General features: G+C 71.4%; 14 protein-coding genes. 3 read left to right on the forward strand and 11 right to left on the reverse strand.

Features of this window, described 5'->3' with window-relative positions; translation table 11 throughout:
- Positions 1-9: 9 nt before the first annotated feature.
- From SCNRRL3882_RS04845 to SCNRRL3882_RS04880, 8 genes are all read right to left on the reverse strand, one after another.
- Positions 10-1,710, reverse strand: a complete 1,701-nt coding sequence (locus SCNRRL3882_RS04845; RefSeq protein ID WP_029181526.1) for an ABC transporter ATP-binding protein — start codon at positions 1,708-1,710, stop codon at positions 10-12.
- A complete protein-coding gene (locus SCNRRL3882_RS04850) occupies positions 1,697-12,619 on the reverse strand; it encodes a non-ribosomal peptide synthetase (RefSeq protein WP_010044890.1) in 10,923 nt (3,640 codons plus the stop codon). The genes SCNRRL3882_RS04845 and SCNRRL3882_RS04850 overlap by 14 nt, the downstream gene beginning before the upstream one ends.
- A gap of 58 nt (positions 12,620-12,677) precedes the next feature.
- On the reverse strand, positions 12,678-14,465 hold the full coding sequence (locus tag SCNRRL3882_RS04855; RefSeq protein ID WP_010044888.1) for an ABC transporter ATP-binding protein: 1,788 nt from the start codon (positions 14,463-14,465) through the stop codon (positions 12,678-12,680).
- Positions 14,466-14,511: 46 nt separating this feature from the next.
- On the reverse strand, positions 14,512-15,570 hold the full coding sequence (locus SCNRRL3882_RS04860; RefSeq protein ID WP_010044887.1) for an iron-siderophore ABC transporter substrate-binding protein: 1,059 nt from the start codon (positions 15,568-15,570) through the stop codon (positions 14,512-14,514).
- Positions 15,571-15,684: 114 nt separating this feature from the next.
- Positions 15,685-16,524, reverse strand: coding sequence for an ABC transporter ATP-binding protein (locus tag SCNRRL3882_RS04865; protein ID WP_010044885.1), 840 nt, complete (start codon positions 16,522-16,524; stop codon positions 15,685-15,687).
- A gap of 38 nt (positions 16,525-16,562) precedes the next feature.
- Positions 16,563-17,624: a FecCD family ABC transporter permease gene (locus SCNRRL3882_RS04870; RefSeq protein WP_010044884.1), complete on the reverse strand. Its 1,062-nt coding sequence runs from the start codon at positions 17,622-17,624 to the stop codon at positions 16,563-16,565.
- Positions 17,621-18,679 carry a FecCD family ABC transporter permease gene (locus SCNRRL3882_RS04875; protein ID WP_029181525.1) on the reverse strand — a complete coding sequence of 353 codons (1,059 nt, stop codon included), beginning with the start codon at positions 18,677-18,679 and terminating at the stop codon, positions 17,621-17,623. Before SCNRRL3882_RS04875 ends, SCNRRL3882_RS04870 begins: the two co-directional genes overlap by 4 nt.
- Positions 18,680-18,793: 114 nt before the next feature.
- A complete protein-coding gene (locus SCNRRL3882_RS04880) occupies positions 18,794-20,152 on the reverse strand; it encodes a lysine N(6)-hydroxylase/L-ornithine N(5)-oxygenase family protein (protein ID WP_029181524.1) in 1,359 nt (452 codons plus the stop codon).
- Positions 20,153-20,413: 261 nt separating this feature from the next.
- On the opposite strand from SCNRRL3882_RS04880, the gene SCNRRL3882_RS04885 reads away from it, so the two are divergent.
- Positions 20,414-21,361 (forward strand): methionyl-tRNA formyltransferase, encoded by a 948-nt coding sequence (locus SCNRRL3882_RS04885; RefSeq protein ID WP_010044880.1) that lies wholly within the window; start codon positions 20,414-20,416, stop codon positions 21,359-21,361.
- Positions 21,362-21,495: 134 nt separating this feature from the next.
- Entirely contained in the window at positions 21,496-21,777 is a 282-nt protein-coding gene (locus tag SCNRRL3882_RS04890) for a hypothetical protein (RefSeq protein WP_010044878.1), read from the forward strand.
- Positions 21,778-21,784: 7 nt separating this feature from the next.
- On the opposite strand, the gene SCNRRL3882_RS04895 is transcribed toward SCNRRL3882_RS04890, so the two are convergent.
- Both SCNRRL3882_RS04895 and SCNRRL3882_RS04900 read right to left on the reverse strand, forming a co-directional pair.
- The gene (locus SCNRRL3882_RS04895; RefSeq protein WP_010044876.1) at positions 21,785-22,486 is read right to left on the reverse strand and encodes a response regulator; all 702 of its coding nucleotides are present in this window, start codon (positions 22,484-22,486) and stop codon (positions 21,785-21,787) included.
- Positions 22,483-24,111, reverse strand: a complete 1,629-nt coding sequence (locus SCNRRL3882_RS04900) for a sensor histidine kinase (protein ID WP_010044874.1) — start codon at positions 24,109-24,111, stop codon at positions 22,483-22,485. Before SCNRRL3882_RS04900 ends, SCNRRL3882_RS04895 begins: the two co-directional genes overlap by 4 nt.
- 97 nt (positions 24,112-24,208) lie before the next feature.
- On the opposite strand from SCNRRL3882_RS04900, the gene SCNRRL3882_RS04905 reads away from it, so the two are divergent.
- Positions 24,209-25,192 (forward strand): Bug family tripartite tricarboxylate transporter substrate binding protein, encoded by a 984-nt coding sequence (locus SCNRRL3882_RS04905; protein WP_010044872.1) that lies wholly within the window; start codon positions 24,209-24,211, stop codon positions 25,190-25,192.
- A gap of 2 nt (positions 25,193-25,194) precedes the next feature.
- On the opposite strand, the gene SCNRRL3882_RS04910 is transcribed toward SCNRRL3882_RS04905, so the two are convergent.
- Positions 25,195-25,701: a hypothetical protein gene (locus SCNRRL3882_RS04910; protein ID WP_010044869.1), complete on the reverse strand. Its 507-nt coding sequence runs from the start codon at positions 25,699-25,701 to the stop codon at positions 25,195-25,197.
- Positions 25,702-25,774: the final 73 nt, after the last annotated feature.

Consider the following 25,774-nt stretch of genomic DNA (forward strand, 5'->3'; position numbering starts at 1 on the left):
AAGGGCCCGTCAACGAGCCACCGCCGAGCAGTAGTTCTCGTCCGTCGCCAGCAGGTTCCGGTGGGTGTCCTCAGCCGTGACGACTCCGTCGTCCAGGACGAGGACCCGGTCGGCGGCGTCCAGCAGGGCCGGGCTGCTGGTGATGACGATGGTGGTGCGGCCCCGGCGCAGCTTCGCGACGTTGCGGGCGATGAGCTGTTCCGTGACCGCGTCGACGGCCGTCGTCGGATCGTGCAGGACCAGGACGTCGCTGTCGGCGGCCAGGGCGCGGGCCAGGGAGAGCCGTTGGCGCTGTCCCCCGGACAGGTTCGCCCCGCGGTCGCGGACGCCGTAGTCGAGGCCTTCGCGGTGCAGGGCGACGACGTCGGTCAGCATGGACGCCTCGACGGCCTCGGGGACCATGCGGCTGGTGCCCGACGGGTCGATGTTCGAGCGGAGCGTTCCCGCGAAGATCTCCCCGTCGTACGGGTTCACCAGGACGTGCTCGCGGACCGCCTCGACGGACAGGTCCGCGAGGCCCCGCCCGCCGACCCGCACCGTTCCCTCGTACGCGCCGGGTGGGACGTTCACCGCCAGGATCGACGCGAGGTCGGCCGCCGCGCGCGGCTGGTAGGCGGCGATCGCCACGAACTCCCCGGCTGACACCTGGAACTTCAGCCTGCGCAGGGTTCCGTACCGGACGCAGTCGATCTCCACGTCCCCGTTCTCGGCCGGGCGTCCGGACCCCGGCGTCATCACCGGTGGCGCGGTCAGCACCAGCGCCATGCGCTCGGCCGAGGCGCGCGCCATCATCACGTACTTCGGCATCTCCGAGAACAGCTTGAGCGGTTCCATGATGAACTGCGCCAGGCCCACGGCCATGACCAGTTCGCCGATGCTGATCCGGCCGTCGAACGCCAGCCAGCCCGCCGTCAGCGTCACGGCGCCGGCGAGTACCGCGTTGAGCGCCAGCGCGGTGCCCGCGTACGCGCCGTTCACCTTGGCGACGGTGATCGCCTGGACCTTCGCCTCCGTGCTGACCTTCCGATAGGACCGGAACGCCGCGTGGTTGCCGCCGAAGCCGTGCAGCGGGCGCAGGCCGGTGATCAGGTCGGCGACCTTCGCGCCCGCCCGCGCCACCCGGGCCTGCTGTTCCCGGGTGCTGGTGCCGATCCGCTTGGACAGCACACTCAGGCAGGACAGGATCGCGACGGTTCCCACGATCACCAGCAGGCCGAGCCGGACGTCGGCCAGGCCCAGCGCGACCGCCGCGACCACCACCGCGACCAGCGAGCTGATCAGCAGCGGCACCACCTCGATGATGTCGGCGGTCTGGTCTGCGTCCTCGGTGGCGATGGTCAGCACTTCGCCGGACTTGAGGTCGACGTCCCGGGCCACCGGCTGGAGCCCGCAGGCCGCGACCTTCACGCGCCAGCGGTGCGCCTCCGTCGTGTTGGCCTTCTGAAGGATGCGCATCCCGAACCGCCACGACAGCGACACGGTCGTGATGATCACGGCCAGTACGGCGATCGAGAGGCCGAGCGCGCCGAGGCTCCGGTCCCGCATCGTGTGCTCGACGATCAGGCCGAGCGCGATGGGGAAGGCCGTCTCGCCCGCCTGGTACAGGCCCATGAGGAGGGTGCCGCCGGTCATGGCGCCGACGTTGCGGCGCAGTGCGGTGCGCAGGATGTCGGACCCCGAGCGGGGTCGCTGCGTGTCAGGAGTTGTCATCGAGGTGGCGGGCAATCGCTTCCGGGGTGCGCAGGGTGAACAGATCTCGGATGGTGATCACGGGACCGTACTCGCGGCGGAGCAGCCCGATCAGCCGCACCGCCAGCATGGAGTGTCCTCCGAGGGACACGAAGTCGCTCACCGCGCTCACCTCGTCGTCGTCCAGGTCCAGGGCCTCGGCGAAGTACTCGCACACCACGGCCTCGGTCTCGGTCTCGGGTCCCCGCTCCCCCACCGTGGTCAGCGCGCCCAGCGGCTTGGCCTCCGGCAGCGCCTTGGTGTCCGCCTTCCCGTTCACCGTCAGCGGGATGCTGTCGACCTGGGCGTAGTGCGTGGGCCGCAGGAAGTCCGGCAGCCCGGCGCCGACTTCCGCGGCGACCGTGGCCAGCTCGGCGCCGTCCAGCACGAGATAGGCGGCCAGCCGGTACGCGCCGTCGACCTGCGGGTCCGGCTGGGCGACCGCGGCGGCGAACCGCACCGCCGGGTGCGCCGCGAACACGGCCTCCACCTCGCCGAGTTCGACGCGGTGCCCGCGGATCTTGACCTGCTCGTCGGTGCGGCCCAGGTACATCAGGTTGCCGTCGGGCCGGCGGACCACCAGGTCCCCGGTGCGGTACATGCGCTCGCCGGGTTCCCCGAACGGGCAGGCGACGAAGCGGTGCGCCGTCTGGGCGGGCTGCCCGAGGTAGCCGCGCGCGATGCCGATGCCCGACACATAGAGCTCACCGGGGACGCCGTCCGGCAGCGGCCGCAGCCACGGGTCCAGGACGTAGACATCGGTGTTGTCGATCGCCACGCCCACCACCGGGTCCTCGCACTCGAAGGTGCCGACGCCGAGGGTGTTGATGGTGTACTCGGTGGGTCCGTACAGGTTGTAGCCGACCGTTCCCCCGGTCTCGGCGAGCCGCTGCCACAGCGTCGGCGTGACGGCCTCGCCGCCGAGCAGCACCAGCGGCGGCCGGCGGTCCGGGTCGTCGAGCAGGCCCTCGGCCACCAGCTGCTGTGCGTAGGTCGGCGTCACATTGACGACGTCGATCCCGTGCTGAAGGCAGTACTCGACCAGCCGGGGCGCGTCGCGGCGCAACTCCTCGTCACAGACGTGCACTTCATGCCCGTCGGCGAGCCACAGCAGTTCCTCCCAGGACATGTCGAACGCGAACGACACGGTGTGCGCGATCCGGAAGATCCGGTGGCCGTGCTCCGCCAGCACCGGTTCGAAGATCCGGCGCTGATGGTTGATCAGCATGTTGGTGAGTCCGGCGTACTCGGTCACCACGCCCTTGGGCTTGCCGGTCGACCCCGAGGTGTAGATCGTGTACGCGGGGTGCCGCAGGCGGTCCGGGTCGTCCGGTGCGAACGTCACATACGGCTCCGCCTCGGGCAGCGGGCGGTCCAGCTCGATCAGGTCACCGTCCAGCGAGGTCAGCCGGGGCGACACGGCGCTCACGGTGAGGATCACCTCCGGGCGGGCGTCCTCGACGATCGCGGCGATCCGCTCGTCCGGGTGGTCCAGCTCCAGCGGCACATACGCGGCGCCGACCCGCAGGACGGCGAACAGGGCCACGATCGAGTCGAGGGAGCGCGGGATCGCGAGACCCACGTTCGTCTCGGGGCCGATGCCGCGCCCGGCGAGCACACCCGCCACCGCGCGGCTGCGGTCCCGGAGTTCGGCGAACGTCATGGTCGAACCGTGGGCGACGAGCGCGATCCGCTCCGGTGCGCGGTCCGCCGCCCGGTCGAACCGGTCGACGACGGTGTCCGTGCCGACGTCCGTGCGCTCCCCCCGCGAGGGCTCCGGGCCCAGGCCCCGCAGCGCGCCCACCGGGCCGGTCGACCGGGCCAGGTCCTCCAGCACGCGCAGGTAGTCGGCGAGGAGGCGACGGGCGTTGTCGGTGTCCTCGTCGCGGTACTCCAGCTTGACGGTGAGGCGGTCGCCGGGCGTGACGACCCAGGTGAACGGATAGTGCGTGGAGTCGTCGGCCTGCACCGAGGTGATGCCGTGCCGGGCGTTCATCTCGGCGAAGGCGTCCATGTCCAGGAAGTTCTGGAGCACGAACAGGTTGTCGAACAGGGTGTCGTGCCCGCTGGCCCGCTGGATCTCGCCGAGTCCCAGGTGCTCGTGCTCCATCGCCTCGACCCTGGCCGCCTGCACGGCCGACAGGTAGTCGCGGACCGTGTCGTGCGGCTGTGGCCGCGTCCACATGGGCACGGTGTTGAGCAGCACGCCGACGATGCCGGACAGCCCCTCGCCCTCCCGGCCGGAGACGGTCACGCCGAACACGGCGTCAGCGCGGCCCGTATGGGCACCGAGGAGGAGGCCGAAGGCTCCGGTCAGCACGGAGTTCAGGGTGACGCCGTGTGTCCTGGCCGCTTCCCGCAGCAGGTCGGACTGTTCGGCGGACAGGGTGTGCACGAGCGCGCGCGGCAGGTCGTCCGAGAAGGAGGGCGCCGGTCCGGCGAGCAGGGTGGGGCCGGGAAGGCCCGCCAGGTGCTCCGCCCAGAAGCGCTCGGAGACGGCGGGGTCCTTGGCGTCGAGCGCCCGGGCGTAGTCCTCGAAGCTCGGCGTGGCAGGGGCCGCGTCGAGGGGGTCGCCCGCGACGGCGGCCTCGTAGGCGTCGAACAGGTCCCGCAGCATGATCTCGCGGGACCAGCCGTCCCACAGCAGCAGGTGGTAGCTGAGCAGCAGGCCGTCACGGTCGCCGGGCAGCCGCACCACGGTCAGCCGGATCAGCGGTGGCTCGCCCGGGTCGAAACCGGTGTCGCGGTCCCGGGCCCGCAGGACGTCGACCTCGGCGTCCGTCGACAGCTCGATCGTGCGGACGTCGACCCGCCGGCCGGCCTTGAGGACCTGGACCGGACTGCCGTCGGAGTCGGTCGTGAAGCCGGCGCCCACGACCGGGTGCCGGGCGATCACGTACGCCATCGCATCGGCCAGCGCGCCCGTGTCCAGGCGCCGGTCGAAGGTGAACCAGTTCTGCGCGACGTAGTGCCCGGCCGAGCCCGCCATCTGGGCCTGGAAGAACAGGCCCCGCTGGAGCGGGGTGACCGGTGCCGTGCGCTCGGCCGTGACGGAGGCGTCCGCGAGCCGCTCCAGTGCGCCGCGCCAGTACTCGGTGATCTCGTCGGGGATGCCCTCGGCGAGGGTGAAGGCCGTGTGCAGGCTGCCGGTGGTCTCGTCCAGCCAGGCGTTGACCTCGACGGCGTACGGGCTGCCCTGGTCGCCGCCGGTGAGGTGTACCGCCTGGGACTCGCTGCCCCGGCCGAGGTAGTTGAACAGGACCTGCGGGCGGGCGGTGCCGAGCAGTGGGGCCGTCTGCGGGTTGAGGTACCTGAGCTGCCCGTAGGCGACGTGGGCGCGCTCGTCCGGCTGGCGTTCGACGACCTCGCGTGCGGCTGCGACGGGGTCGGTGTGCGCGGTGAGCCGTACGGGTGCGATGGATGTGAACCAGCCGACCGTACGGGCGTAGTCGTGCTGCTCGAGCACCGGGACCCGGCCGTGCCGCTCCAGGTCGATCGCGAGGTCGGTGGGTGACGGCTGGATGTGCGTCAGCGCGGTGCGCAGGGCTCCGCACAGCAGCTCGGTCAGGCCGATGCCGAGTGCGGCGGGGGCGGTGCGGGTCAGGCGGTCGGTCAGCTCGGGCGGGAGGACGACCGTGGTCTCGCGCAGCCCCTCGACCGCGGGCACCAGCGCGGGGGCCCGGAGGGTGGTGACCCAGTGTCCGAGGCCGTCGACGGCCTGGGCCGACTGGAGCGTCAGTGCTTCGGCGTACTCGGCGTAGGGGGTGGTCGGCGGGGCCAACGGCTCACCGCGCAGGGCCGTGGCCAGGTCGTCGAGCAGGATCAGCCAGGACACCGAGTCGACGGCGAGGTGGTGCACGGTGACCACCAGGGTCCGGCTCGCCTCCAGCCACGCGAAGGCGACGACCTCCCCCGACTCGGGGTCGAGCCGTCCGGCGGCCTCGTTGGCGGCGGTCGTCGGGTCGGTGGTGTCCGGGCGCAGGACGGTGATCTCGTGGGCGGGTTCGGTACGGAGGGTCCACACCCCGTGTTCGGTGCGCAGGCGCAGGCGCAGGGTCGGGTGCGCGGCGACTACGGCGTTGGCCGCGCGCTGGGCGTCCGTGAAACCGGTGCCGTCCGAGGCCTGGAGCGTCCTGGCCTGCGCGAACCGGGTGAGTGAGCCGCGCAGTTCGCGTTGGCGCAGGATGATCGGCGTCGGGGGGAGCGGGCCGTCCTCGCGGTGCGTGGGGGCGGCCGTCTGTGGTGCGGTCGTCGCCAGGTGTTCGGCGAGTGCGCGGGGTGTCTTGTGCAGGAACACATCCCGGGGGGCGATCGGCAGGCCGAGTGCACGGGCGCGGTTGACGACCGTGATGGCGATGATGCTGTCGCCTCCGGCACGGAAGAAGTCGGTGCCGGCATCGACAGTGGTGCCGGGCAGTGTCTGGGAGAAGATGTCGACGAGTGCGACTACAGCTGAGTTTTCGTCTGCGGGTGCGTCGTGGCTGGTCGCGCAGTTCCCCGCGCCCCTTGGGGCGCGTTCCATCAGTGCCTTGCGATCCAGCTTGCCGTTGACCGTCAGCGGTAGGGCGTCGATCGTGAGCACCTGCCCCGGCACCATGTGCACGGGCAGCTTCTCGGACAGCCGGGAGGTGAGGTCGTCGGGTACGTGGCCCACCACATGCGCCACCAGGTGGTCCCCGCTGTCCGCCACCGTCACGGCGACGTCGATCACGCCGTCGAGTTGCCGGATGGCGGACTCCACCTCTCCCAACTCGATGCGGAAGCCCTTGAGCTGGACCTGGTCGTCGGCGCGGCCGACGAACTCCAGCTCGCCGTCGAGGGTGCGGCGGGCGAGGTCGCCCGTGTGGTACATGCGGGAGCCGTCACCCGCGAAGGGGTTCGCCACGAATCGGCCCGCGGTGAGCCCGGGCCTGCCCAGGTAGCCGAGCGACACCTGATCGCCGGCGACGTAGATGGCGCCCACCCGGCCCGGCGGCACCGGGCGGAGCCGGTCGTCGAGGAGGTGGGTGACCAGGCCGGGTATGGGGCCGCCGATCGGGCTGACGTCGTCATCGGGGCCGAAGTCCTCCGCGGTCAGCACACGGTGGGTGACGTGGACGGTGGTCTCGGTGATGCCGTACATGTTGACCAGCTCGGGCGAGCCGGTGCCGTGCCGTTCGACCCAGCCGCGCAGCCGCCCGAGATCCAGTGCCTCGCCGCCGAAGATGATGCGGCGCAGGGCGGGCAGGGGCTCGCCGGCATGCCGATCGGCCTCGATGAACTGGTAGAAGGCGGACGGTGTCTGGTTGAGCACCGTCACCCCGCGCTCGCGGACCAGCCGGTGGAAGTCGACCGGGGAGCGGGTCAGCCCGTACTCCGGCACCAGCAGCTCACCGCCGTACGCCAGCGCTCCCCACAGCTCCCAGACCGCGAAGTCGAACGAGAAGGAGTGGAACTGGACCCAGACGTCGTGCGGGCCGAAGTCCATGTGGGGCTGGGTGTTGGCGAGCAACGTCACCACGCTGGAGTGCGGGACGACGACGCCCTTGGGCCGGCCGGTCGATCCGGACGTGTAGATGACGTACGCGGGGTCGTGCCGGCCGGCCTCGGGGCGGGGCTGCTCGGTGGTGGCCTGCGGCAGCATCTGGTCGCCCTGGACGAGCACGCGGGCCTGCACGCCCGTCCGGGCCAGCAGGTGGGTGAAGCGGTCGCGCTGCTCGCGGTCCACGAGGACGACCTGCGGAGCGGCGTCGACGAGGATGTACTCCAGCCGTTCGTCCGGGTACGCCAGGTCCAGCGGTACGTACGCGCCGCCCGCGCCGACGATCGCTACCAGGGCGACGACCTGCTCGACGGACCGCGGGACGGCGACGGCGACCCGCCGGCCGGGGCCGACCCCGGCGGCGCGCAGAGCGGAGGCCAGCTCGTTCTTGGCCTCCGCGAGTTCGCCGTAGGTCAGGGACCGGGTACGGCCGTCGAGACCGCACTGGGTGACGGCGGTGGCGGCCGGGTCGCGCCCCGCGGCGGCGTCGAACAGGGCGCCGAGGGTCGTCGGTGTGATGTGTGCGGGACGCTTGTCGCCCTCGGAGGCCAGGTCGTCGACCAGGGTGTCCGGTCGGGTGAGGAGGGCGGTGAGGGCCGAGGTGAACGTGCGCAGGATCGCCCGGGCGGTCGTCTCCCGCAGCAGTGCGCCGTCGTAGATCAGGTTGAAGCGCGGGCGGCCGTCGGGCGCGCGTTCCACGACCAGGGTCAACGGGTAGTGCGGTGCGCCCTCGTTGACGACGTCGGTGACGAGCAGCGTGTCGCCGGGCCGCCGCAGTGCGTCCACGTCGGTCGCGACGTCGAACACCACCAGGGTGTCGAACAGGGAGCCGGCGTCGGCCTGGCGGCCGATCCTGGCCAGTGAGACGTGTTGGTGGGGCAGGACCGCGCCCTGGTGTTCCCGCACCGAGGCGAGCAGGTCCCGCGCGGTGGTGGTGCCGGTCCACCGGGCGCGTACGGGGATCGTGTTGATGAACAGACCCACCATGTCCTCGATGCCGGGCACATCCGCGTCGCGGCCGGACACCGTGGAGCCGAACACGACGTCCCTGCCGTGCAGGACGCCGCCCAGCGTCACCGCCCAGGCGCTGTGCACGGCCACGCTCAGCGGCACGCCGGCCGACCGTGCGGCCGCGTCGATGTCGTGCTCCGGCCGCACGGCGGTGTCGGCGAACCGGTCGGACGGGGTGTGTCCCTCGGCGACCAGCGACGGGCCGGGCAGGCCCGCGAGTTGCTCTCGCCACACCCGGTCGCTCTCGTCGGCGTCGTGCCCGGCGAGCCAAGCCACGTAGTCGGCGAAGCCGCCGATCGGGTATACGGTCCCGGGCGCGTGGTACTCGGCGAGCAGGGCGCGGAGCATCGGCGGTACCGACCAGCCGTCGGCGATGATGTGGTGCACGGTCTGCACGAGGACGTTCCGGCCGGGGCCACCGCGGACGAGGGTGTACCGCATCAGCGGGCCGGTCGCGAGGTCGAATCCGGCGCGGCGGTCCCGCTCGGCCAGGTCGCGCAGCTCGGCGTCGGTGATGCCGGGGCGGTCCAGGGTCGTGAAGGGCGCCTCGACGCCGCTCTCCAGTACGGAAACGACGCGGCCGTCGGCGAGGGCCACGAACCGCGCGGCCAGGTTCGGGTACAGCGTGAGCAGCCGGGTGGCCGCCGCGGCGAGCCGGTCGACGTCCACCTCGCCGTCCAGGGTGAGCAGTTGCTGCTCGACGTAGGCTCCGGCCGAGTCGTCGTCGAAGACGGAGTGGAAGTACAGGCCCTCCTGCAGCGGCGTCAGCGGCAGGATGTCCCGCAGCGCCGGGCCGTCCAGGGCGTCGACGTCCGCCTGGGTCAGCGGCACGAGGCCGAAGTCGCTGGGCGAGTGGCCGCCGTGCGGGTCGAGTGCGGCCAGTCCGGCCAGGGTGCTCAGGAAGTACTCGCCGATGGTCTCGATGTCCTCGTCGGTGAACATGCCGTCGGGCCAGGAGATGGTGGTGACCAGCTCGTACTCGCCGGTGGGCGCCGGTTCGGCGATGGCGTTGAACTCCAGGGCGCGCGGCAGCCGCATCCTCGGATCACGCTTCTCACCCAACTGGCCGGTCGCCTGGGCGAGCTGCCAGTCGCCGGGCTCGCCCGCGGCGAAGCGGCCCAGGTAGTTGAAGAGCACCTGGGGTGCGGGCGCGTCGAACTCGGTGTCGGTCAGATACCGCAGGGCACCGTAGGAGACGCCGTTGTCCGGCACCCGGGCGAGGTCCTCCTTGACCGCCTTGAGGGCGGCGGTCAGGTATGCGGGTGCGGTGAGGTCGGTCGCCGTGCCGGGGTCGACGGTCACCGGGAAGAGGGTGGTGAACCAGCCGACGGTTCGGGACAGTTCGGGCTCGAAGCCGGCGGAGTCCGCCACGAACCGTGCTTCGCGGCCGTGGCCTTCCAGTTCGATGTGCGCGAAGGTCTGGTCCTGGCCCAGGTCGCGGCGCCATCGGGCGAGCGCGACGGCGAGACCGGTCAGCAGGACGTCGTTGACGCCCGCGTGGAACCTCGCGGGGATCTCGCCCAGCAGCGCGGCCGTGATGGCCGGGCCTGCCGAGACGGTCCGCAGTCGCTCCGTGGCGACGGTGTCCGCCTCGGACAGCGCGCGCCTGCCCACCGGTCGGTCCTCTCCGGGCAGGGGGCGCCAGTAGTAGGAGCTGTCCGCGTCGAACGCGGCGCGCTCCAGCAGGTGCGTCCAGCGCCGGAAGGACGTGCCCACCGGGGGCAGCTCGATCGGGGTACCGGAGGTGAACTGCCGCCAGGCCGTGGCCAGGTCGTCCATCAGGATCCGCCAGGACACGCCGTCGATCACCACGTGGTGGGCGACCAGGACCAGCTGCCGCGCCGCGCGCCGCCAGACGGCGCGCAGCATCACGCCGTCGCCGGGGTCCAGGGCGTCGGTGGCGAGTGCGACGCAGGCGTCGAGCGGCCGGTCGCTCTCCTCCCATCCGGCGACGGCCCGGTCCGGCTCCGGGATGTCGAAGCTCCAGCGGTCCGCGCGCACCAGCCTGGCGCGCAGCATGTCGTGTCTGCGGACCACGGCGGTGAGGATCTCGTCGAGAGCGCCGGGGGTCAGGTCCGGCGGGGTGTTCAGCACGACCGACTGCACGAATCCGTCGATCGCGTCGGTGGTCTCGCCGAGCCACTGCACGATGGGCGATCCCACGACGGGCCCGGTCGCGACATCGCGGTGGTCGACCGTGGAGACGTCCTCCCGGCTCGCGACCGACGCCAGGGCCCCCACGGTGCTGTGGGTGAAGATCTGCCGTGCCGTGACGTAGAGGCCCGCGTCGCGCAGCGCGGTCAGCAGCGAGATGGCCAGGATGCTGTCTCCGCCGAGCTGGAAGAAGTCCTGGTCGACGCCGACCTCTTCGAGCCGCAGCACCGCCGCGGCCGCCGCACAGACCGCGCGCTCGCTCTCGGTGGTGGGCCGTACGAGGGTGCCGGTGCCGGTGGTGGGCTCCGGCAGGGCGTTGCGGTCGAGCTTGCCGTTGGCGGTGAGCGGGAACTCCGTCAGCACGACGATGTGTGCGGGCACCATGTACTCGACCATGTGCTCGGCGGCCCACGCCTTGACCGCGTCCGCCCGCAGGTCCTCGTTCCCGGCGGCCGGGATGACGTAGCCGACCAGGTAGGTGCCGCCCGCCGCGTTCTTCCGCGCGACGACGCAGGTGTGCCGTACGCCGGGGTGCTCGGCGAGACCGACCTCGACGTCCTCGATCTCCAGCCGCATACCGCGGATCTTGATCTGGTTGTCGGCGCGGCCGAGGAAGTCCAGTGATCCGTCCGGGGCGAAGCGCGCGAGGTCACCGGTGCGGTAGAGGCGGGAGCCGTCGTCGGCGAAGGGGTTGGCGACGAACCGGGAGGCCGTCAGACCGGGAGCGTTGACGTAGCCGCGTCCCAGGAGGAACCCGCCCACGTACAGTTCGCCGCCGACGCCGACGGGGACCGGGCGCAGTTCCTCGTCCAGGACGTAGAGCCGGGTGTTGGGGTTGGCCTTGCCGATGGATGTCGACAGGCGTTCCGCCGCGCCCCGGTAGATGACGTGGGAGACGCCGATGGTCGTCTCGGCCGGGCCGTAGCCGTGGTACATGGGGATGTCGAGCTTGGTGCGGAACCGCTCGTACAGCTCCGGGGTCAGTACCTCGCCGCCGCACCACACGTGCCGGAGGCTGTCGAGCCGGCCGGAGTCGCCGGCGATCTCCAGCAGCACGTCCAGCATGGACGACACCAGGTAGGTGAAGGTGACGCGCTGTTCGGCGATCACGCTCAGCAGGTGGTGCGGGTCGCGTTCGCCGCCGGGCCGCAGCACCACGAGCCGGGCGCCGGACACCAGCGGCAGGAATATCTCGTTGATGGAGATGTCGAAGGACAACGGCGCCTTGAACAGCGAGGCGTCGTCGTGACCGAAGCCCAGGATCTCGTTCACCTGCCACAGCAGGCGCTCGCTGATCGCCTCGTGCCGGATCATGGCGCCCTTGGGGCGTCCCGTCGAGCCGGACGTGAAGATCACGTACGCGAGGGCGTCGCCGTGGACGGTGACGCCGGTCCCTTCGGCGGGCTGGGAACCGTGGCGCCAGTCGTCGAGGTCGACGGCCACGGCCGGCGGTTCGGCCGGGTCGTGCTCGCCCAAGTCGTTGAGCTGTACGACGACCCGGGCGTCCTCGATGACGACGGCCCGGCGTGCGGCGGGCCACTGGGGATCGAGCGGCACGAACGCGCACCCCGCCTGGAGCACGGCGAGCAGCCCGACGACCATCTCGGCGGAACGGCCCAGTGAGACGCCGACGACCTGCTCGTGACCGAGGCCGCGTTCGATCAGGTGGTGGGCCAGCTGGCTGGAGTGCTCGGCTGCCTGGCGGTAGGTCAGTGATCGGCGCTCGTCGACGATGGCGACGGCGTCCGGCCTGGTCCGCGCCTGCTCGCGGAACATCTCCACGATGGTCGGGCGGACGCGGTCGGCGTCGGTGTCGTTCCAGCGGGCCAGGAGTTCGAGTCTCGCCGCCACGCTGGACGGGCCGACGGTGCCGAGGGGCCGGTCCGGGAAGTCGGCCAGGTCGTCCAGCGCGAGCTGTGCGTCGGCCGGCTCGACGGCGTCGGGCACGGTGACGCTCCGGCCGTCCGCGCCGACCTCCCAACCGCCGAGCCCGGCCCCGCCGTTGTCGACCCATCCGAGGACGTCGGCGAACAGGGTGCCGGGGGTGAGGTCGATGCCGTCGGGGCTCCGGCCCGTCGTCCAGTACGACAGCGCGATGGCGCACGCTTCGGTGATGGTCCTGTCGGAGTAGTCGCCGGTCCGCCGGCGTACGCCGTCCAGGCGTGCGGGAGAAAGCCGTACGAGACGAGCGCTCGGTTCCATCATCGAAGACTCAGCACCCTTTCAAGGAAACCAAAGTAAGCCCAGCCTGACTCAGGCTTGCCTAACTACCCTCGCGCCATGCCTGCCACAGCCGGGCGTACCGGCCGCCCAGAGCCACCAACTCGTCGTGTGTGCCCTGCTCGACGACGCGCCCCGCGTCCAGCACGGCGATCCGGTCCGCCGCCATCGCCTGGGTCAGCCGGTGCGCCACGAACAGGGTGGTCCGGCCCGAGCACGCGGCCAGCACCGCGCGTTCCAGCTCGGCGGCGCCCTCGCTGCCGGCCTCCGCGGTGGACTCGTCGAGCACCACCACCGGCGACCGGGCCAGCACCAGCCGGGCCAGGGCGATCTGGGCGACCTTGGTGACGTCCAGGCGCTCACCGCCCTCGCCGACCGTGGTGTTCAGCCCGTCGGGCAGCGCCTGGACCCATGCGTCGGCGCCGATCGTGCGCAGCGCTTCCGCCAGCTCGGCGTCGGTCGCCCCCGGCGCGGACAGCCGCAGGTCGTCGGCGAGCGGGCCGGAGAACACGTGCGTCTCCTGCGTCAGAATGCTCACCAGGGCCCGCGCCCCGGCCTCGTCGAGACCCGCCAGGTCGGTCGCGCCGATGCACACCGACCCGGCCTCGGGAGTCCCGATGCCCGCGATCAGCGCGGCCAGGGTCGTTTTGCCCGCACCCGTCGCACCCACGAGCGCGAGCGAACCACCGGCCGGGATCGTCAGATCGACGTCCCTCAGCACCGGTTCCTCGGCACCGGGGTAACGGAACGTCAGCCCCCGCACCGTCACCGGCAACGGCTCGGCGTCCGCCGGCGCGACGGCCGGGTCACCCACCAGCCGCCCCTCTGCGGCCTCCCCCAGCACGCCGACCAGCCGGGTCAGGCTCGCGCCCGACTTCTGCGCCTCGTCGAAGGTGAACATGATGAGGCCCAGGGGGCCGAACAGCCGGTGGAACAGCAGCGGGGCCGCCGACACCTCGCCCAGGGTGGCGGCGTCGGCCTCCAGCAGGGCGTACCCCACGACGATGATCAGGACCAGCCCGATGAACTCGGCGCGGTTCTCCCGGCCGACGAACCGGCCGAAGAACCGGAACACCTCGATACCGAGATCGCGCACCCGCCAGGACTCGCTGGTGACCTTCTCGCGGAAGGCGCCCTCCAGGCGGTACGCCCGCACCGTGTCGATGCCGTTCAGACCACTGATCAACGCCTGTGCGCGGTCGGCCTGGGCCACCCGCTGCTTGCGGTAGAGCGGGGCGGAGCGGGGGAGGTACCAGCGCAGGGCCAGCGCGTACGCGGGCAGGGCGCCGGCGCCCGCCAGTCCGAGCCGCCAGTCCAGCCCGAACATGCCGAACGTGGCGATGGCGACCAGCACTCCGGCCGAGAACACCGTGGGGATGGCCGTACGGATGCCCTTGGAGATGACGGCCACGTCGTCGCCGACCCTGGAGAGCACGTCTCCCCGGCCGACCTGTTCGATACGGGCGCTCGGCATGCCCAGCACCGCCCGCACGGCCCCTTCCCGCAGCCGCGCGAGCAGGTCGGCGCCCAGCCGGCCGATCAGATAGGTCGACACCGCGGTGGCCGCCGCGCCGAGCAGCGCGGCGGCACCCGTCAGCACCCCGATGGTGACCAGGACGGAGCGCGATTCGCCCTCGACCACGCCGTCGACCACCCGGCCGAGCAGCAGGACCGGAAGCACCTGGAGCGCCGCGCCGGCCACCGTGGTGAGCACGGTGGCGGCCGTCAGCCAGGGCACCTCGCGGCAGTGCTTCGCGACCCATCGGGTGGCCTCGCGTCCGGTCGCCGTGTGCAGGGCCGCCGGGGCGGGGCGGGTGGCGGTCGCGCTCACACCGCGACCCGGGTGGGCGGGGGACAGGACAGGGTGACCGGCATCGCTACTCGGCCACCGACTTCACGAGCTCGTCGACGGCGTACGGCATGGACAGCAGGGTGCCCTGGGAGATGGCCGCGCCGACCGCCGGGCCCTCGCTGTCCAGCAGGTAGGACACGTTGCCCTTCTTCACGGCGTCCAGGTTGGCGAACAGCTTGAACTTCTTCAGTGCTTCCGTGTCGGCCTTGTCGTTGATCACGAAGATGTGGTCGACGTCGACCAGGTCGATGCGCTCGGGCGAGAGCTTGGTGTAGAAGCTGCCGTCGGCGACCTTGTCGATCTCGGTCTGGTACGTGAAGCCGATGCCCGTCACGAGCCGGCCGCGCACGTCCGTGGAGGTGAAGGGCGCCACCGAGTTCTCGTACCAGGACAGTGCGACGGCGGTCTGGTTCGCGAGCTCGGGGTGTGCCTTCTTGGCCGCGTCGAGCTTGGCCTGGATGTCCTGCACCATCTTCTCGCCCTCCTCGGCCTTGCCGAGTGCCTTGGCGATGTGCAGGGCGTTGTCCTGCCAGGGGGCGCTGAACGGCTCCTTCTCGGCCTTGGTGCGGGCCACCGTCGGCGCGATCTTGGAGAGCTTGTCGTAACCGGCCTGGTCGATCTCGGAGTAGACCGCGATGATCAGGTCCGGGCGCAGGGCGGCGATCTTCTCGTAGTTGGGGCCGGAGTCACCGTTCTTCATGATGACCTCGGGCAAGGCGCCGCCCCACTTGTCCTTCACCCAGGGCCACTGGGTGTTGATGTCGGGGCTCCGGCCCGCCGGGTTCGGGTACTGGTCGGTCATGCCGACCGGCTTGATGCCGAACGCCAGGACGCTCTGGTCGTCGGTGTAGCCGACGGTGACGACCCGCTTCGGGGCCTCGGTGACCTTCGTCGTGCCGAACGCGTGCTCCACGGTGACCGGGAAGGCGCCGCCCGTGGCGGTGGAGGAGTTGTCGCTGCCCTTGTCCGCCGAGTCCGATCCGGAACCGCACCCCGCGAGGAGGCCGACGCCGAGCGTCGCGGCGGAGAGCAGCGCCGCGACCCGCCGCCATGGCTTCCTGCGCGTCGTTCTGTGGAGGAGCATCCGTCAATCCCCTTGCTTTTCGCACTGTCCACTGCGCCCCCGGGTAAGGGCAGGCAAACCGTATCGCAAGGAAGTAAGGCAAGCCTAGCCTTACTTACGTAACTTTCTGGCGAACTAGTCGAGTTGGACGTGCGTGCGACCGATCGGGACGATGAGCGGCCGGTCGCCCACCGGGTCGTCGATGACCTTGGCGTGCAGTCCGAACGCCTCGTGCAGCAACTCGGCGGTCAGTACGTCACGGGGATGCCCCTGCGCCAGGATCGACCCGGCCCTCATCACGACGAGGTTGTCGCTGTAGCGCGCGGCCAGATTGAGGTCGTGCAGCACCATCACCACGGTGCACCCCGACTCGTGCAGATCGTCGACCAGATCGAGCACGTCCACCGCGTGCGCCAGGTCGAGATAGGTGGTCGGCTCGTCCAGCAGCAGCAGATCGGTGCCCTGGGCCAGGGTCATCGAGATCCAGACGCGCTGCCGCTGCCCGCCGGACAGCGCGTCGACCGGGCGGTCGGCCAGGTCGGACACCCCGGTCATCGCCAGCGCGCGTTCCACCACGTCGGCGTCGTCCGAGGACCACTGCCGCAGCCAGCTCTGGTGCGGATGGCGGCCCCTGGCGACCAGGTCGGCCACCGTCAGCCCCTCGGGCGCGACCGGCGCCTGCGGCAGCAGGCCGAGTTTCCTCGCCACGTCCCTGGTCCTGAGCCGGGCGATGTCGTCCCCGTCCAGCACGACCGTCCCGCTGGACGGTTTGAGCAGCCGGGACAGGGTCCGCAACAGGGTCGACTTTCCGCAGCCGTTGGGGCCGATGATGGTGGTGATCACGCCGGGGGGTACGGCCACGTCGAGATCGTCGATGACGGTCCGGGCGCCGTACCCGACCGTGACGCCCCTCGCTGCCAGTCGTGCGGTGTGACCGGACTGGGACTCGACCCCGGTGACGGACTGAGTGACCACAAGGCCCCCTTGCTTAGGCTTACCTGACTTTGTATCAGCTATCTGCGGTTCGCCCGTACCAGCAGATGGACGAGGAAGGGGCCGCCGATCGCCGCGGTGACCACGCCGACCGGGAGACTGACGGGCAGTGCCGTGCGCGCGACCAGGTCCGCGCCGGTCAGCAGCAGCGCACCGACCAGCGCGGAGGCCACCATGGGCGGCGTCGGGCACCGCGCCAGACGCATCGCCACCTGCGGCGCCACCAGCGCCACGAACGGAACCGGGCCCGCCGCGCTCACCGCAACGCCGGCCAGCAGCACCGCGCACAGCAGGAGGACCGCCCGCACGGCCGCGTAACGGACCCCCAGGCCCGCGGCGACGTCGTCACCGAGGTGCATCGGCTTGAACTGGAACGCGGCGCCCGCCACGACGACCAGGAGGACGAGCGTGCCCCAGAGGGCCACCTGGACCTCGTCCCACGACCGGTCGTCCAGCGAGCCGACCAGCCAGGCCTGGGCCTGGGCCACGTCCCTGATGTCGGCCGTGACCAGCAGCCAGGTCGTGAGGGCCTCCATCACGGCACTCACCGAGATGCCGATGAGGATGAGCCGGAGGCCGTCGATCCCGCGCCGCCAGGCGAGGAAGTACACCAGCAGGCCCGTGCCGAGACCGCCCATGAGCGCCGCCGCCGACAGGCCGACGGAGCTGACGATCGCCGCGGCCGTCCCGCCCGACACGGTCACCAGGAACACGGCGACCGCGCTGGCGCCGTTCGTGATGCCGAGGACGTCCGGACTGGCCAGCGGATTGCGGGCGATGGACTGCGTGAGCGCCCCGGACACCCCCAGCGCGACACCCACGACGAGCCCCGCCAGGGCCCGCGGCATCCGCAGATCCATGATCACGAACTCGTCGACCTGCTCTCCCCGGCCGAAGATCGTGGCGATCACCTGGGGCAGCCCGATGGGGAAGTCGCCGACGCCGATGGACAGACAGAGCACCAGGAACGTCGCCGCCGCGAGCAGCAGCGAGACGCACACGATCCACGGCCGCCATACGAACGACACCCGGCCGAGCCGCACGCCCGGCGCCACCGACGGCTTCACGTCTGTCCTGTTCATGCGTTCTTGATCTTTCCGCGCCACACCAGAACCGCGAAGAACGGCGCGCCCAGCAGGGCGACGACGACCCCCGCGTCCAGCTCGCTCGGCCGCACCACCAGGCGCCCCACGATGTCGCAGACGAGGAGGACGACGGCGCCGAGCAGACCCGCGTACGGCACCAGCCAGCGGTAGTCGGGGCCGGTCAGATGGCGGGCCACGTGGGCCACCATGAGCCCGAGGAACGCGATGGGCCCGCACGCGGCCGTCGCGGCGCCCGCCAGCAGGGTGATGGCGGTGATGCCGACGGTCCGGCTCAGCGCGATGTTCACGCCGAGCCCGCGCGCCACGTCGTCGCCCAGGTTCAGCAGGTTGATGGCGGGCAGCGTGATCAGGGCAAGCACCAGTCCGGCCGCGATGAACCCGGTCACCGGCCAGATGACGCCGAATCCCACGCCGGCCACGGAGCCCGCGTTCCAGAACCGCAGCGCGTTCAGCGACTTCTGGTCCGACAGCGCGATCGCCGTGGTCATCGCCGCGAGGAACACCGTGACCCCCTGCCCGGCCAGGGCGAGCGTCAGCGGGTTCCCGGCACCGCGGCCGATGCTCGCCAGCCCGAAGACCACGACCCCGGCGACCGCCGCCCCCAGGAAGGCGAACCAGAGGTACTGGAACGGGTCGGAGAGCCCGAACACGGCGATCACCGTCACAACGGCGAACGAGGCGCCGGAATTCACCCCCAGCAGGCCGGTGTCGGCGATCGGGTTGCGCGTGTACCCCTGGATCAGCGCCCCGCCGACCCCCAGGGCGATACCCGCCACGATCGCGAGCACCGTCCGGGGCACCCGCACGGTCTGCACGATGAGCCTGATCTCGGTGAGCCGCTGGTCGGACTCCGGTGCCGCGAACAGCCCGTGCCACACCTCGCCCGGGCTCAACGCGCGCGCACCGACGGCCAACGACACCGCCCCCGCGGCCACGAGGACCAGCACCAGCGTGACCAGACCCACAACTCGCCGCCGAGGGGCCTCAGTTGTGGCCTTGGAGGCGGGACGCTCCACTGCGATCGTGCCCATGTCGACGTACGTTATCCCTTTGATCAACGGGAATGGCAGCGCCCCGAAGGGGCGCGGGGAACTGCGCGAGCAGCCACAGTCGGCCCGCAGACGAGTACTGCGTCACCAGCGGAGCTAACGCGCGGCGCTGCCGGTTGTTCCGTCGGCGACGGTCCGGGCCTCGTCGGAGGCGGACTTGCGGCCCCGGTCGAGGAGCGAGTCGAGGATCTCCCCGACCCTGATGGCGGTGTTGGACAGCAGGGACGAGGTGATGCCGTGCGTGTGCTCGGTGCCGCCCTGGAGGTAGATGCCGCAGTGCAGGTCGGGCTCCGTCGCGATGCGGTAGTCACGCTCGACGCGGACGCGGCCGTCGTCGTCACGCAGACAGCGGTCGGCCACCTCGCCGAGCAGACCGACGGGGTCGGCGGGGCTGTATCCGGTGGCGAAGACCACGACGTCGGCGTCCAGGAGGGTCTCCTCGCCGGTGACGAGGGAGGTGACGGCGGCCCTGACCTTGTCCGGCGTCTCCGTGACACCGGTGAGCCGGGAGACGTTGAGGAAGCGCAGGCGCTCGGTGCCGAGGACCTTCTCCTGGTACATCTGCCGGTACAGGTCGTCGATCAGGTCGATGTCCACCACGGAGTAGTTGGTGTTGCCGTGGTAGTCCATCAGCCGGCGCTTGACGTCCTTCGGCGCCGCGAAGTACTCGTCGACGGCCTCGGGGTCGAAGATCCGGTTGGCGAAGGCGCTGTCGTCGGCGGGGCTGTAGCCGTAGCGGGAGAAGACCGCGCAGACCTCGGCCCCGGGGAAGCGCCGGTGCAGGTAGGCGACGTTCTCGGCGGCGCTCTGCCCGGCGCCCACGACGACGAACCGGGAGGGCGAGGTGCCCTCCAACGCGTCGACCCTGCCCAGCAGTTCGGAGTTGTGCCAGACGCGGTCGCTGCGTTCCACGCCCTCCGGCATGAGGGGGCGCAGCCCGGTACCGAGGACGAGGTTGCGGGCCCGGTGGACCTCCAGGCCCTCGCCCGACCGGACCGTCACGTCCAGGTGGTCCACCACACCGTCGCGCACGACGGGCATGACGCCGACGACCTCGTGGCCGTAGGAGACCATGTCGTCGACCTGGCCCGCGGCCCACTCGAAGTAGTCGTGGAACTCCACCCGCAGCGGGAAGAGGTTCTTGTGGTTGATGAAGTCGATCAGCCGTCCCTTGCTCTTGAGATAGCACAGGAAGCTGTACTCGCTGGCCGGGTTCCGGAGCGTCACCAGGTCCTTAAGGAAGGACACCTGCATGGTCGCGTCGTCGATCAGCATGCCTCGGTGCCAGCCGAAGCGCGGCTGCTGCTCGAAGAAGTGAGCGGAGACCGCCTCTCCCCCACCGGCGCGGGCGTTGTGCTCGCTGAGCGCGATCGCCATGGCCACGTTGGACGGCCCGAAGCCGATGCCTATGAGGTCGTGGATCAAAGGGGCGTCGCCAGGACGAGCCTGTGCCATGTCACTCCCATCGTGCGGTGCGGCGGCCCTTCTGGGCAGGCAGCCGTCGGTCGAGCATCGGGAAGTACGGAAGTCGGGCACGCCGAAAAGGCCACCCAAAACTTAGGTAAGGCTAAGCTCATCCCATGACGCTGTCCATAGACAAAACGGACGCGCCGGAGCGGGGCGATCGTCAACACAGGCGCAAACCGGCCCCGTTGACCACTTAGGTAAGCCTTGCTTTACTGACCACGGCCATTCCCTGCTTCGAGGAGGAACCCCATGCGGGTCGTCATGTTCGGTTACCAGACCTGGGGGCACCGCACCCTGCGAGCCCTCCTGGACTCCGAGCACGACGTGGTCCTGGTCGTGACGCACCCCAAGAGCGAGCACGCGTACGAGAAGATCTGGAGCGACTCGGTCGCCGACCTCGCCGAGGAGAACGGCGTACCGGTCGTGATCCGCAACCGCCCCGACGACGACGAGCTGTTCGAGCGCCTGAAGGAGGCCGACCCGGACATCATCGTGGCCAACAACTGGCGTACGTGGATTCCGCCGCGCATCTTCGAACTGCCGCGCCACGGCACGCTGAACGTGCACGACTCGCTCCTGCCGAAGTACGCCGGCTTCTCGCCGCTGATCTGGGCGCTGATCAACGGAGAGCCCGAAGTGGGCGTCACCGCGCACATGATGAACGACGAGCTCGACGCCGGCGACATCGTGCGGCAGGAGGCGGTGGCGGTCGGGCCGACGGACACGGCGACCGACCTGTTCCACAAGACGGTCGACCTCATCGCCCCGGTCACCATCGGCGCGCTCGACCTCATCGCCTCCGGGCAGACGGAGTTCACCCGGCAGGACCGTTCCCAGGCCAGCTTCTTCCACAAGCGGTCCATCGAGGACAGCCGCATCGACTGGACCTGGCCGGCCGAGGACCTGGAGCGACTGGTCCGCGCCCAGTCCGAGCCGTACCCCAGCGCCTTCACCTTCCACAAGGGCAAGCGCCTGGAGGTCCTGGCCGCCGTCGTCTCCGAGGGGCGGTACGGCGGCACGCCCGGCCGCATCTTCTACCGCGAGGGCGACGGCGTGGTGATCGTCGCCGGAGCCGACGCCCGCACCGGCCGCAACCACGGCCTGGCCATCACGCGCGTCCGGACCGAGGACGGCCGCGAACTGCCCGCGACCGAGTACTTCACCGCCATGGGCGGCTACCTGACCAACCAGCCCTGACCGAGGGCCGGCTGTGAAACTTCTGTGCAGCGCGTAGGGCTTTAAGTTTCAAGATTCCCTTTCCCGACGGCTGCTGCGACAGTGAGTCCCATGGGGGCAGTACATGACGTCAAGTCGAACCACCGGGACGACAGTTGGCCTACCACGACACGTACCACCGGACTGCCGGCACATTCCTGAGCCCCGTCCTCGGCTGGGTCCTGGCGCTCACCGGGGCCGTGGTGCTCCCCCTGACCGCCGCCACGGCCGCCGGCCCGGACTCGGAGCAGTGGCGGGACCAGAGTCCGGGCCTGTACACCGTGCGGATCGCGCAGGACACGACGGAGAAGCCGGGCACCTCGACGATCTCCGTCCCGGCCCCCGCGCCTTCCCCCTTGCCGGCCCCGGCCCCTCCGCAGGGCAACGGCTCGCCGTAGGGCGGCGTCACGCCCGCCAGGCGTACCGTCGTTCGGGCCGGCCGGCGACGCCGTAGCGCAGGGTCACCTCCGCGCTGCCGGTGCCGTGGAAGTACTCCAGGTAGCGGCGGGCGCTCACCCGGGACACGCCGGTCAGCGCCGCGCACTCGGTGGCGGAAAGGGTGCCGTCCGCCTCGCGCAGGGCCCGCTCGACGAGTTCGGCGGTCTCCACGCTCATGCCCTTGGGCAGCGCGGGGGCCGGTGCGGGGACGCCCGCCCCGGCCAGCACCCGGTCGATGTCGGCCTGGCCCCGTACCACCGCCGTGAGCAGCCGGCCCCGCTGCGCGGCGTAGCGCTCCAGGCGGGGGCGCAGATCCTCGAAGTCGAAGGGTTTCAGGAGGTAGTCGACGACCCCCTGCCGGACGGCGCCGCGGACCGTGTCGGCCTCTTGCGCGGCACTGATGACCATGACGTCGCAGTCGTGGCCGGCGGTGCGCAGCCGGGGGATGACGTCGAGGCCGAAGAGGTCGGGGAGATACAGGTCGAGCAGGACGAGGTCGGGGCGCAGTGCCTCCACGGCCTCGATCGCCTGTCCGCCGGTGTGGGCCACGCCGACGACCCGGAACGGCTCGACGCGTTCGACGAACGCGCGGTGGACCCGGGCCACCATGAAGTCGTCGTCGACCACCAGGACGTCGATCGTGCCCGCCTTGTCGCGCGTTCCGGTCATGGAGCCGCTCCTTCCGTCACCGCTTCGGGGAGGTGGCTGACGGTCATGCGTGCGGTGAACACGGCCCCGTCGGGGGTGTTGGCCACCGAGATCTCTCCCCCGTGCCGTTCACAGACCAGCTTGGTCAGGGCCAGTCCGATGCCGCGCTCGCCCTCCCGCGCGGCCTTGGTGGTGAAGCCGTGGGAGAACACCTCGCGGGCCAGTTCGGGAGCCACGCCCGGCCCCGAGTCGCGGACCACGATCTCCACGCTGGAGGCGTCCTGCCGCAGCGCCACCTCGACCCACCGGTCCCCGTCGTGCGCCGCGGCGTCGACGGCGTTGTCCACGAGGTTGCCCACCACGGTCGCCACGTCGGCGGCGTCCTCCGGGGCGAGCCGCTCCAGCGCGGTGTCGTCCGAGATGCGCAGGCTGACCTTGCGTTCGGCCGCGAGGGACGCCTTCGCCATCAGCAGGGCGGCCACCGCGGTGTCCCGGACGCGGCGGCTGAGGGTGACGTCCAGGGACTGGCGGCGCTGGTTCAGCGCGCGGATGTAGCGCACGACCTCGTCCTGCTCGCCGATCTGGATCAGCCCGGAGATGGTGTGCAGCTGGTTGGCGAACTCGTGCGCCTGCGCCCGCAGCAGCTCCGAGGAACTGCGGAAGGAACCGATCTCCCGCTCCAGCCGGGCCAGTTCGGTGCGGTCGCGCAGGGTGGTGACCGAGCCGAGGAGCCGGCCGTCCTTGGTGACGGTCATCCGGTTCATCACCAGGACCCGGCCGTGGCGGACGACGACCTCGTCCCGCTTGCCGGCGGCGGTGCCGGCCAGCACGTCGCGCAGCCGTCCGTCGATGCCCAGGCCGTCCAGACTCTGGCCGACGCAGTCCTCGGGCAGGTCGAGCAGGCGGCGGCCCATGTCGTTGACGAGGGTGAGCCGGTGCTGCGGGTCCAGGGCGATGACGCCCTCGGCGATCCCGTACAGCATCGCCTCCCGGTGCTCGGCGAGTCCCGCGATCTCCCCCGGCTCCAGCCCGAGGGTCTGCCGCTTCACCCGCCGCGCGAGCAGCCAGGAGCCGGCCACGCCGAGCCCGCTGGCGATGCCCAGATAGGCGAGCAGGTACGAGGAGGCGCCGTTGAGCCGCTGCCACACCGTCGGGTCGGCCTCGCCGATCATCACTGTGCCGAGGATCCGGCCGAGGTTCTCCTCCGTGGCCCCGAGGACGGGGACCTGGGCGGCCAGCTGGCGGTTGCCGTCCAGCCTCAGCTGCCCCGACCAGCCCCGCGCCTGCTCGGCACCGCGCTCCAGGGGCAGCCGCTCGCCGACCACCGTGGGATTCGTGGAGCTGACGATCCGGCCGGAGGCGTCGGCCACCGTCACCGAGGTCACTCCGGACTGTGCCTGCGTGGCGTGCACCAGCGGGGCGAGCGTCTCCCCCGGCGCGGGACGCACCAGCTGGCTGCGCACCAGGGGGTTGGCGGCCAGCTGTTCGGCCAGCGCGCTCACCCGCCGCCCCTCGACGCGGTTGAAGGTGGCCTGCGACTGGGCGAGCGAGACCGCGGCGACCGCCAGCAGCACCACCACGACGATGGCGAGCTGGAGCACCAGCATCTCGCCCGCGAGCGAATGGCGACGAAAGGTGGCGACCACAATGAACTCAATCTTCAATGCCGACACAGGTGGGGCGGCTCGTGTGCCGAGTCGCACAATCATGACGCCGGCCAGGGAAAACCGGAAGTGAGGTGTCATGAGACGTCCCGCACGCGCCGTGCTCGGCGCCTGCGCCGCCCTGGTCCTGCTGGCGGCCGGGGGGTGCGGTGGGTGGCCGGGCGACGGGCCCGCGCGGGACCTGCGGCTCATGGTGCCCAACACCCCTGGCGGCGGCTACGACACCACGGCCCGTACCGCGGCCCGGGTCATGGAGGAGACCGGGATCGCCTCCGACGTACAGGTGTTCAATCTGCCCGGCGCCGGCGGCACGGTGGGCCTGAAGCGTCTCGCCGACGAGAAGGGCAACGGCGATCTCGCCCTCCAGATGGGCCTCGGGGTCGTGGGCGCCGCGCACGCGGCCGGGTCCGAGGTGACCGTCACCGAAACCACCCCGATCGCACGCCTCGTCGAGGAGTCCGGCGCGATCGTCGTCCGGAAGGAATCGCCGTACCGGACGATCGGCGCGCTGGTGGACGCCTGGCGCAGGGACCCGGGAAGCATCAGGGTGGGCGGCGGCTCATCCGTCGGCGGCCCCGACCACCTGTTGCCGATGCGGCTGGCGCAAACGGTCGGCATCGACCCGCGGAAGGTCGCGTACGTGCCGTACGACGGTGGGGGCGGCGACCTGCTGCCCGCGCTGCTGGAGGGCAGGGTCGACATCGCCACCAGTGGGTTCGGCGAGTTCCTCGACCAGATCCGCGGCGGCCGGCTGCGGGTCCTGGCCGTAACCGGTGAGCGACCGGTCGGTGTCCTGCCGGGTGTCCCGACCTTGAAGTCCTCGGGGATCGACCTGGTCTTCGACAACTGGCGGGGCATCGTGGCCCCGCCCGGCATCAGCGACACCGACCGGCGGCGCTGGGTGGAGGCGCTGACCGAGCTGCACGACTCCCGCCAGTGGCGGGCCGAGCTCCGCCGGCACGGCTGGAGAGACGTGTTCGAGACCGGCCGTGCCTTCGAGTCGTTTCTCGCCCGGCAGGACGAGCAGGTCGCCGGTCTCGTCCGCCGGCTCGGGCCGCGGTGACGTCAGGAGGCGTTCGGGCCGGGTCCGATGCCCCGCAACTGCCGGATCGTGCCGCCGAGTTTCGCGCGGAGGGGCTCCAGCGTCTCCGGCTTGGCGCTGACCACCCAGCGCATGCCGACGAGGTACGTGCCCCCGTACACGCCGGCCGACTCCAGCCAGGTCTCCTTGAGCTTCTCCTCGGGGAAGGTGGTGATGAGGTAGTCCCCCTTCTCGGTGTGGCACACGCCCTCGCGCAACTCGTCGGCCTCCGTGCGGATCTTCACCTCGCAGCCGGTCAGGCCGGCGATCACCTCCACCTTCGCCGGCGCGACGACTCCGGCGGGGGGAGCGGCGGACCCGCTCGGCGTCGCCGTCCTGCCGGCGGCGGCCGGCGTGGCGTCGTCACCGCCACCGCAGGCGGTGACCAGGGGGAGCACGACCAGCGCGACGGCCGGCGCGGCGGCGCGCAGCCGTGGGGAGCGGGACAGGGGCCGGCGGTTGGATCGTGCGTGCGGTTGCTGCTGGGACACGTCGCCTCTCCGGATGCGGACTGTCCTGCCCTCGCGGGCAGGAGTACTCGTCAGGGGTACGGATGCGCGCCCG

The sequence above is a fragment of the Streptomyces chartreusis NRRL 3882 genome (assembly GCF_900236475.1).
Classification (GTDB): domain Bacteria; phylum Actinomycetota; class Actinomycetes; order Streptomycetales; family Streptomycetaceae; genus Streptomyces; species Streptomyces chartreusis_D.

Excerpts from the sequence above, each read along its gene's own strand:
- SCNRRL3882_RS04845 (WP_029181526.1), bottom strand. The coding sequence starts at position 1,710 with ATGACAACTCCTGACACGCAGCGACCCCGCTCGGGGTCCGACATCCTG.
- SCNRRL3882_RS04850 (WP_010044890.1), bottom strand. The coding sequence starts at position 12,619 with ATGATGGAACCGAGCGCTCGTCTCGTACGGCTTTCTCCCGCACGCCTG.
- SCNRRL3882_RS04860 (WP_010044887.1), bottom strand. The coding sequence starts at position 15,570 with ATGCTCCTCCACAGAACGACGCGCAGGAAGCCATGGCGGCGGGTCGCG.
- SCNRRL3882_RS04870 (WP_010044884.1), bottom strand. The coding sequence starts at position 17,624 with ATGAACAGGACAGACGTGAAGCCGTCGGTGGCGCCGGGCGTGCGGCTC.
- SCNRRL3882_RS04875 (WP_029181525.1), bottom strand. The coding sequence starts at position 18,679 with ATGGGCACGATCGCAGTGGAGCGTCCCGCCTCCAAGGCCACAACTGAG.
- SCNRRL3882_RS04880 (WP_029181524.1), bottom strand. The coding sequence starts at position 20,152 with ATGGCACAGGCTCGTCCTGGCGACGCCCCTTTGATCCACGACCTCATA.
- SCNRRL3882_RS04885 (WP_010044880.1), top strand. The coding sequence starts at position 20,414 with ATGCGGGTCGTCATGTTCGGTTACCAGACCTGGGGGCACCGCACCCTG.
- SCNRRL3882_RS04895 (WP_010044876.1), bottom strand. The coding sequence starts at position 22,486 with ATGACCGGAACGCGCGACAAGGCGGGCACGATCGACGTCCTGGTGGTC.
- SCNRRL3882_RS04905 (WP_010044872.1), top strand. The coding sequence starts at position 24,209 with ATGAGACGTCCCGCACGCGCCGTGCTCGGCGCCTGCGCCGCCCTGGTC.